7 protein-coding genes are annotated in these 9,044 nt (G+C 68.7%); 4 read left to right on the top strand and 3 right to left on the bottom strand.

The features are described 5' to 3' along the window. Nucleotides 1-229 precede the first annotated feature (229 nt). Genes accB through aat form a run of 3 tightly spaced genes read left to right on the top strand, consistent with a single transcriptional unit; the run spans nt 230 to nt 2,758 of the window. Complete coding sequence (accB, locus tag Q0Q47_RS28265; RefSeq protein WP_293868041.1) at nt 230-706, top strand: acetyl-CoA carboxylase biotin carboxyl carrier protein; 477 nt, start codon at nt 230-232, stop codon at nt 704-706. A 7-nt stretch (nt 707-713) separates the two neighbouring features. Beyond that, the gene (accC, locus tag Q0Q47_RS28260; RefSeq protein ID WP_293868037.1) at nt 714-2,078 is read left to right on the top strand and encodes an acetyl-CoA carboxylase biotin carboxylase subunit; all 1,365 of its coding nucleotides are present in this window, start codon (nt 714-716) and stop codon (nt 2,076-2,078) included. Between the two features lie 11 nt (nt 2,079-2,089). Beyond that, on the top strand, nt 2,090-2,758 hold the full coding sequence (aat, locus tag Q0Q47_RS28255; RefSeq protein WP_293868035.1) for a leucyl/phenylalanyl-tRNA--protein transferase: 669 nt from the start codon (nt 2,090-2,092) through the stop codon (nt 2,756-2,758). 7 nt (nt 2,759-2,765) lie between these two features. Here the strand turns inward: aat and Q0Q47_RS28250 are convergent, their stop codons facing one another. From Q0Q47_RS28250 to Q0Q47_RS28240, 3 genes are all read right to left on the bottom strand, one after another. Next, entirely contained in the window at nt 2,766-3,410 is a 645-nt protein-coding gene (locus tag Q0Q47_RS28250; protein ID WP_293868033.1) for a DUF2155 domain-containing protein, read from the bottom strand. Nucleotides 3,411-3,532: 122 nt separating this feature from the next. Then, the gene (locus tag Q0Q47_RS28245; protein WP_293868031.1) at nt 3,533-3,991 is read right to left on the bottom strand and encodes an OsmC family protein; all 459 of its coding nucleotides are present in this window, start codon (nt 3,989-3,991) and stop codon (nt 3,533-3,535) included. A gap of 25 nt (nt 3,992-4,016) precedes the next feature. Next, nucleotides 4,017-4,427, bottom strand: a complete 411-nt coding sequence (locus Q0Q47_RS28240; RefSeq protein WP_293868029.1) for an NADH:ubiquinone oxidoreductase subunit NDUFA12 — start codon at nt 4,425-4,427, stop codon at nt 4,017-4,019. Between the two features lie 835 nt (nt 4,428-5,262). Here Q0Q47_RS28240 and Q0Q47_RS28235 point away from each other — a divergent pair. Further along, complete coding sequence (locus Q0Q47_RS28235; protein WP_293868039.1) at nt 5,263-9,015, top strand: vitamin B12-dependent ribonucleotide reductase; 3,753 nt, start codon at nt 5,263-5,265, stop codon at nt 9,013-9,015. The last annotated feature ends 29 nt before the right edge of the window (nt 9,016-9,044 follow it).

Genomic DNA, 9,044 nt, shown 5'->3' with positions numbered 1-9,044 from the left:
TCACGTCGTCAGTGAATCAGAACCGTCCCGCTCGTGCAAAGGTCTCCAGGATGAGCAGGCCGCGCAGCGGCCGTGTCGAAGGACGCACCAGCCACGCTTCCCCTCGCGCCCGCAAGCAGATATGACGACGCTCGCGCGCGACAGGCGCGTGGGTGCCCGCTTGAGTCGGGCTGAGCGGCCCGGAGCAACGACCATGGCGGGACCCGCAACCAGGGCGACCACGAAGACGATGAGCAAAGACGAAGCGATCGACCCCAAGCTGGTGCGTGAACTGGCGCGCCTCCTCGCCGAGACCGACTTGAGCGAGATCGAGGTCGAAAAGGGTGACCTGCGCATCCGCGTGGCCCGCCAGCTCACCGCTGCGCCGGCCGCCGTGATGCATGTTCCCGCCCCCGTGGCCGCGCCGATGCCTGCGGCCGTGGCCGCCCCGGCGGCGGCTCCGGGCAGCGGCAAGACCGAGGCGCCGCCCCATGCCGGCGCGCTGACATCGCCGATGGTGGGCACCGCCTATCGCCGCCCTTCCCCCGAGGCCAAGGCCTTCGTCGAGGTGGGTTCGGTGGTGAAGGTGGGCGACCGGGTGCTCCTGGTCGAGGCCATGAAGACCTTCAACGAGATCGTCGCGAACCGCGCCGGCACCGTGACCGCCGTCCTCGTCGAGGACGGGCAGCCGGTGGAATACGGCGAGCCGCTGATGATCATCGAGTGAGCACCGGATGTTCGACAAGATCCTGATCGCAAACCGGGGCGAAATCGCGCTGCGGGTCCTGCGCGCCGCCAAGGAGCTCGGCATCGCGACGGTCGCCGTGCACTCCACGGCGGACGCCGACGCCATGCACGTGCGCCTCGCCGACGAGAGCGTGTGCATCGGCCCGCCGCCGGCCCGCGACAGCTATCTCAACATTCCCGCGCTGCTCGCCGCCTGCGAGATCACCGGCGCGGACGCGATCCATCCCGGCTACGGCTTCCTCTCCGAGAACGCCCGCTTCGCCGAGATCCTGGAGAGCCACAACATCCACTTCATCGGCCCCAAGGCCGAGCACATCCGCATCATGGGCGACAAGATCGAGGCCAAGCGCACGGCGCGGCGCCTCGGCATTCCCTGCGTGCCGGGCTCGGAAGGCGGGATCACCGACGACGACGAGGCCATGCGGGTCGCGGCCGACATCGGCTACCCGGTGCTGGTGAAGGCCGCCGCCGGCGGCGGCGGGCGCGGCATGAAGGTGGCGCGCAGCGAGGACGATCTCGTCAACGCGCTGCAGACGGCGCGCACCGAGGCCAAGGCGGCTTTCGGCGACGACGCGGTCTACCTGGAGAAGTATCTCGAGAAGCCCAGGCACATCGAGCTGCAGGTGCTCGGCGACGGGCGCGGCGGCGCGGTGCACCTGTTCGAGCGCGACTGCTCGCTGCAGCGCCGCCACCAGAAGGTGTGGGAGGAAGGCCCCTCCCCGGCGCTCAACGCCGACATGCGCGCCAAGATCGGCGACACCGTCGCCAAGGCGATGCAGGAGCTCCAGTATGTGGGTGCCGGCACCATCGAGTTCCTCTACGAGGACGGGCAGTTCTATTTCATCGAGATGAACACCCGCATCCAGGTCGAGCATCCCGTCACGGAGATGATCACCGGGATCGACCTCGTGAACGAGCAGATCCGCCTCGCCGCGGGAGCGCCGCTGTCGTTCTCGCAGGAGGACCTGCAGCTCTCCGGCCACGCCATCGAGTGCCGCATCAACGCCGAGCATCCGGCGACCTTCCGGCCGTCGCCCGGCCGCATCGCCTATTTCCACCCGCCCGGTGGCCTGGGCGTGCGCGTGGATTCGGCCGTCTACCAGGGCTACACGATCCCGCCGAACTACGATTCCCTCGTCGGCAAGCTCATCGTGCACGGCCGCACCCGGACCGAGTGCCTGATGCGCCTGCGCCGTGCGCTCGACGAATTCGTCGTGGACGGGATCGAAACGACGCTTCCGCTGTTCCGCACACTGGTGCGCAATCCGGACATCCAGAACGGCGCCTACGACATCCACTGGCTCGAGAAGTTTCTCGCGACCGGAGGCATGGACGACCCCTCGGGGGCGTGAGCGGAGCGAGCATGGGGCGACAGCGCGACAGCGGCCTCGACATCACCCCCGAACTGCTGCTGCGCGCCTATGCGGCAGGCATCTTCCCCATGGCCGAGAGCGCCGACGATCCGGCGCTCTACTGGGTGGAGCCGCGCGAACGGGGCGTGATCCCGCTCGACGGTTTCCACGTCTCGTCCCGGCTGGCGCGCACGGTGCGCTCCGACGCGTTCGAGATCCGAGTCGACACCGACTTCGAGGGCGTGATCGCGGGCTGCGCCGCCGTGGCGCCCGGGCGCCGGCAGACCTGGATCAACACCCGCATCCGCGCTCTCTACGGCGCGCTGTTCGACCTCGGCCACGCCCACACGGTCGAGGCGTGGCAAGGGGGCCAGCTGGTCGGCGGGCTCTATGGGGTGCGGCTCGGCGCGGCCTTCTTCGGCGAGAGCATGTTCCACACCGCGCGCGACGCGTCCAAGGTCGCGCTGGTGCATCTGGTCGGGCGGCTGCGCGCCGGTGGCTTCGTGCTGCTGGACACCCAGTTCGTCACCGATCACCTGGCCCGCTTCGGCGCGGTCGAGGTGCCGCGCGAGCGCTACCGGCTGCTGCTGGACGACGCCGTGACCCAGCCCGCCGAGTTCTACGCCTGGCCGCGCGGCGTGCCCGTGAGCGGCGAAGAGGCGCTGGCCGCGCTGCGGTAAGGACCGCCTACCGGTTCGGGTTGTTCTGCAGCGGGTCGTAGTTGGGGACCGGGGTGTTGCTGCGCGCCGGGAAGAAGCTCTGGCTCGGGCGGCGCGGTTCCACCGGGACGCCCGCGGGACCGGCCACGCCGATGCGGCCGCCCTCGACGACCGGCGGCGTGCCCGCCGGCAGGCCGGGCTGCTGCTGCTGCTGGCGCTGGCGGCGATCGCTGACCTGGGGCTGCGCGTTGGGCGGCACCTTGTCCGGATCCGGCGCGTCGGGGATGACCACCGTGCCGCCTTTGCAGCCCGTGAGCCAGACGTCGTAGATGGGGTGCTCGATGCCGTGGAGGCCCGGGCTGGAGGCGAAGATCCAGCCGCCGAAGATGCGGCGCGCCTCGTTGGTGAACGTCACCTCGTCGACCTCGACGAAGGCGGTGGTGTTGACCGGCTCCGTCGGCGGACGCGTGTAGCAGACGCGGGTGGTGATCTGCAGCGCGCCGAACTGCACGGTCTCGTCGACCTGCGCCTCGAAATTGATGATGCGCCCGGTGATCTTGTCGAGACCGGCGAAGATCGCGGTGGGGTTCTTGATCTTGTCGGCGAAAGCCGCGCCGGGCAGCGCCACGGCAGTGGCGAAGGCGGCTCCGGCGAGGGCACGGGCAAGGCGCATGGGAGATCGTTCGCTTCGTCGTGTCGGGGGCCTGAGTCGCCGGCCCCTGGCGCGGCGGACGATTAACACGCGGAACAAGGCGGAGAAAGGGCAAGGGCCGCGGCGCGCCGGGACGGCGCCGATCAGTCCCGCGCCTCGCACGCGACCGGGAAATTGACCGACCGCGCGATGAAGCACAGCGCATGGGCGCGCTCGTGGATCGCGTGAAGCGCTTGGGCATCGCCCTTGGAGAGGCTCACCTTCGGGCGCAGCGTCACCCTGGTGAACTGCCCTCCCCCGTCGGCCGCCTCGGCCATCTCGCCGTGGGGCTCGTCCTCGTAGCTCTCGACGACGATGCCGGCTTCACAGGCCAGGTGAAGAAACCAGAGCATGTGGCAGGTGGAGAGGGAGCAAACCAGCATCTCCTCGGGATTCACCCGGGAGGGATCGCCACGGAAGGCGGGATCGGACGAGCCCGCGATGGGCGCCTTGCCGGGCAGCGCGATCACGTGGTCGCGCGAATAGCCCCGGTAGGAGGCGGTGCCCGCTCCGGTGTTGCCGGTCCAGGTGACGGTGGCCGTGTAGGTGTGCGTGCGGGCCATGGTGTCCTCCAGGGCCCGCCGGCGCTCAGGCGCCGGGGGACCAGGCTTCGTAGTCGCCGGTCGCGGGGGGGCGCTGGCCGGAAGCGAGCGTCGAGCCCTTGGGCCGGTAGGCCAGCGGCGTGCCCGTCATGTTGGGCTGCCAGTCCTTCTGCCACTCGCGCGGCTTGTAGCCGTCCTGGCTGGGCGGCACGTCGGTGGTGTTGCGCAACCAGGCATGCCAGCCCGGCGGGACGGAGGTGGCCTCGATCTCGCCTTTGAACACGACCCAGCGCCGCACGACGCCGATGGTGGGGTCCTTCTTGCCGCCGCGCGTCTGGTAGTAGCGGTTGCCGAACTGATCCTCGCCCACAAGCTCGCCGTTGCGCGAGGTGTAGAACTGGGTGCCCAGCGTCTGGCCGTGCCACCAGGTGAAGATCTGAAGCAGGAGTTTCTTCATGCGCGATCCGCCGGTGAGGTGCGCGGGACCCAGTTGGGCCCCCGCCGAAATCGCGCGGACTATGGCGAGAGGGGCGCGTGCTGTCCAGTGCGTCGAAGGACGAGGGTTCACAGGCTCTGCACCGGAGCCTCGCTTGCATGGCAGCCGGCCAGTCTCGGGACCTGACCGCGATTCGTGGCTGAACCACGGCAGTGGGATGACGGTGCCGACGTGATTCACAGGCGAGTCGGTGGACCGAGATTCGCGGAGTGGTGGTGAAGCGGGAGCCCTTTATGCTTGTGATGCCTAGCGTTGCCGGATCCGGCGCAGACGCCCCATCAGCCGGCGGCGCGCGATCGGAAAGCGGGGCCTCCTGTCAAGCGCGGTTCTCCTCATCCCCAGCATCGATCGGTGCATCACGGGGATGACGGGGACGGAGGCGCCAGCCCCCGTTGCGAATCCGCTCGTTGAATCCGATGCTTAGAATGCGTGTGGCGGAAAAAACCCATTCTTAACCTTTCGTTCACTAGATATGGTGTCCACTGCCTTCGCGGACACAAGTTCTTGACGGTTCGGGGGGCTGAAGCCTAGTGTGCCCCCCATGTCGCACGGTGCTGCGGACCCGGGTCTCCCGGGGCTGAAGCTCCCTGTCCGCCGGCTATGGCACCCGCCCGACGAGGCAACACGGGTGCCGGTGCCAGAACCGGAGGACGACCCGGAACACCGGGTCAGGGCAGGTGTTGATCTCGGCGGCCCGGCTGCCGTGTGGCGTTACCAAAGGACTGACATCAGGGGCATGGGGCACGGCGGGACGCCGGCTCTGCGGGCGTTTGCCGCCCGAATCTGGGGAATGAAGATGCGGATCGATCGCCGATACACGACCAGCGGACAGTCACCTTATGCGTCGATCGCGTTCCGGGCCGCCACGAGCGAGATCCGCAATCCGGACGGCTCGGTGGTGTTCCGGCTCGAGAATATCGAGGTTCCGGAGGTCTGGAGCCAGGTCGCGTCGGACGTCCTCGCGCAGAAGTATTTCCGTAAGGCCGGCGTACCGGCGCGCCTGAAGCGCGTCGAGGAGAACGACGTTCCGTCGTGGCTGTGGCGCTCGGTCCCCGACGAGGCCGCGCTCGCAGCCCTGCCCGAGAAGGAGCGCACCGGCTCCGAGATGAGCGCCAAGCAGGTCTTCGACCGGCTGGCGGGCTGCTGGACCTACTGGGGCTGGAAGGGCGGCTATTTCTCCTCCGAGGAGGATGCCCGCGCGTTTCACGACGAGCTGCGCTTCATGCTCGCCCGCCAGATGGTGGCGCCGAACTCGCCGCAGTGGTTCAACACCGGCCTGCACTGGGCTTATGGCATCGACGGGCCTTCGCAGGGCCACTTCTACGTCGACTACAAGACCGGCAAGCTCGTGAAGTCGAAGACGGCCTACGAGCATCCCCAGCCGCATGCCTGCTTCATCCAGTCGGTCGAGGACGACCTCGTCAACGAGGGCGGCATCATGGACCTGTGGGTCCGCGAGGCCCGTCTCTTCAAGTACGGCTCGGGCACCGGCTCCAACTTCTCCAAGCTGCGCGGCGAAGGCGAGCGCCTGGCCGGTGGCGGCCGCTCCTCGGGCCTGATGTCGTTCCTGAAGATCGGCGACCGCGCCGCCGGCGCCATCAAGTCGGGCGGCACCACGCGCCGCGCCGCCAAGATGGTCGTCGTCGATGCCGACCATCCGGACATCGAGGCCTATATCGACTGGAAGGTGCGCGAGGAGCAGAAGGTCGCCGCGCTCGTGACCGGCTCCAAACTCTGCCAGAAGCACCTCAAGGCGGTGATGAAGGCCTGCGTCAACTGCGACGGGCCCGATGACGCCTGCTTCGACCCGGAGAAGAACCCGGCCCTGAAGCGCGAGATCAAGATCGCGCGCCGCTCGCTGGTGCCCGACAGCTACATCAAGCGCGTCATCCAGTTCGCCAAGCAGGGCTACACCGACATCCAGTTCGACACCTACGACACGGACTGGGACAGCGAGGCGTACCTCACGGTCTCCGGCCAGAACTCCAACAACTCAGTGTCGCTGACCGACGACTTCCTGCGCGCCGTCGAGAGCGACGCCGACTGGAACCTCGTGCGCCGCACCGACGGCAAGATCTCCAAGACGCTGAAGGCGCGCGACCTGTGGGAGAAGATCGGCCACGCCGCCTGGGCGTCGGCGGATCCGGGCCTGCACTTCAACACCACCATGAACGACTGGCACACTTGTGCCACCGCCGGCCGGATCCGGGCCTCGAACCCGTGCTCCGAGTACATGTTCCTCGACGACACGGCCTGCAACCTCGCCTCGCTGAACCTGCTGCAGTTCCGTGGCGCCGACGGCAAGATCGAGATCGAGAACTACGAGCACGCCTGCCGCCTGTGGACGGTGGTGCTCGAGGTCTCGGTGCTGATGGCGCAGTTCCCGTCCAAGGCCATCGCCGAGCTCTCCTACAAGTACCGCACGCTGGGGCTGGGCTACGCCAACATCGGCGGCCTGCTGATGACGGCCGGCATCCCCTATGACTCGGCCGAGGGCCGGGCGATCTGCGGCGCGCTGACCGCGATCATGACCGGCGTGGCCTATGCCACCTCGGCCGAGATGGCGCGCGAGCTTGGGCCCTTCCCGGGCTACAAGGAGAACGCGACGCACATGCTGCGCGTGATCCGCAATCACCGCCGCGCCGCCCACGGCCTGTCCTCGGGCTACGAGGGCCTGTCGGTGAACCCGGTGCCGCTCGACCATGCCTCCTGCGCCGACAAGGCGCTGGTCGCCCATGCCCAGGCCGCCTGGGACAAGGCGCTGGCGCTGGGCGAGGAGCACGGCTTCCGCAACGCGCAGGCCACGGTGATCGCGCCCACCGGCACGATCGGCCTGGTGATGGACTGCGACACCACCGGCATCGAGCCCGACTTCGCCCTGGTGAAGTTCAAGAAGCTCGCCGGCGGCGGGTACTTCAAGATCATCAACCAGGCGGTGCCGGAGGCCCTGCGCAGCCTGGGCTACGGTGAAGCCGAGATCGCCGAGATCGTCGCCTACGCGGTGGGACATGCCTCCCTCGCCCAGGCGCCCGGCATCAACCACACCACCCTTCGCGCCCGTGGCTTCACGGACGAGAAGATCGCGGCCGTGGAACGCGGACTGGGGTCGGCCTTCGACATCAAGTTCGTGTTCAACAAGTGGACGCTCGGGGAGGACTTCCTCACCGGGACCCTCAAGGTTCCGGCGGAGAAGTTGGCGGACCCCTCCTTCGAGCTCCTCTCGTTCCTCGGCTTCAGCAAGGCGGACATCGAGGCGGCGAACGTGCACGTGTGCGGCGCCATGACGCTCGAAGGCGCGCCGCACCTGAAGCTCGCCCACTACGCGGTCTTCGACTGTGCCAATCCGTGCGGACGGATCGGCAAGCGCTACCTCTCGGTCGAGAGCCACATCCGCATGATGGCCGCAGCGCAGCCCTTCATCTCGGGGGCGATCTCCAAAACCATCAACATGCCCAACGACGCCACGGTCGATGACTGCAAGCAGGCCTACCTGCTCTCCTGGCGCCTGGCGCTGAAGGCGAACGCCCTCTACCGCGACGGCTCCAAGCTGTCGCAGCCCCTCAACTCGCAGCTCATCGCCGACAACGACGACGAGGACGAGAACGACGAGGCGCTTGCCGCCCTCGTGGCGCAGCCGGCCTCGGCCCGCGCCGCCGCGGTGGCCGAGAAGATCGTCGAGCGCGTGGTGGAGCGCATCGAGCGCCTGCGCGAGCGCGAGAAGCTCCCCGATCGCCGCAAGGGCTACACCCAGAAGGCGATCGTGGGCGGCCACAAGGTGTACCTGCGCACCGGCGAGTACGAGGACGGGCGCATCGGCGAGATCTTCATCGACATGCACAAGGAAGGCGCCGCCTTCCGCAGCCTGATGAACAACTTCGCCATCGCCATCTCGCTCGGCCTCCAGTACGGCGTGCCGCTCGACGAGTATGTCGATGCCTTCACCTTCACCCGCTTCGAGCCGGCGGGCTTCGTGCAGGGCAACGACGCGATCAAGAACGCCACCTCGGTGCTCGACTACGTGTTCCGCGAGCTGGCGATCTCCTATCTGGGCCGCAACGACCTCGCCCATGTCTCGCCGGAGTCGATCGGCTTCGACGCGCTGGGCAAGGGCGAGAACGAGGGCAAGGCTCCGGCCGGCACCCCGACCGCGGCGCGGGTCGTGTCCAAGGGCCTCGTGCGCGGCAAGCCCACGAGCTTCCTGGCCATCGACGGCGGCGCCGCCGCCGTGGAGGCCCGCGGCGAGCTGCGTGCCACCCCGGCCTCGGCGGGCTTCGCCACCGCCGGCGCCACGGCGCTCAAGACCGACGTCGCCCAGCAGGTGGAGCGGGCGCTCGACGAGACCGGCATCGCCAACCTCGCCTTCCAGCCGCCCGCGGCCAAGCGCGAGGAAGCCACCGCCCCGGCCCCGACCTCCGGCTCCCGCCGCGCGGAAGCCCTGATGCGCGGCTACCAGGGTGACGCCTGCGGCGAATGCGGCAACTTCACCCTCGTCCGCAACGGGACCTGCCTGAAGTGCGACACCTGCGGCGGGACGACCGGCTGCTCGTGAGGGGGTGCGCCTAAGACAATGCTGATTGT

Source organism: uncultured Alsobacter sp. (assembly GCF_945952055.1).
GTDB lineage: Bacteria > Pseudomonadota > Alphaproteobacteria > Rhizobiales > Beijerinckiaceae > Alsobacter.
This window is presented reverse-complemented; position numbering and strand designations above follow the sequence as displayed.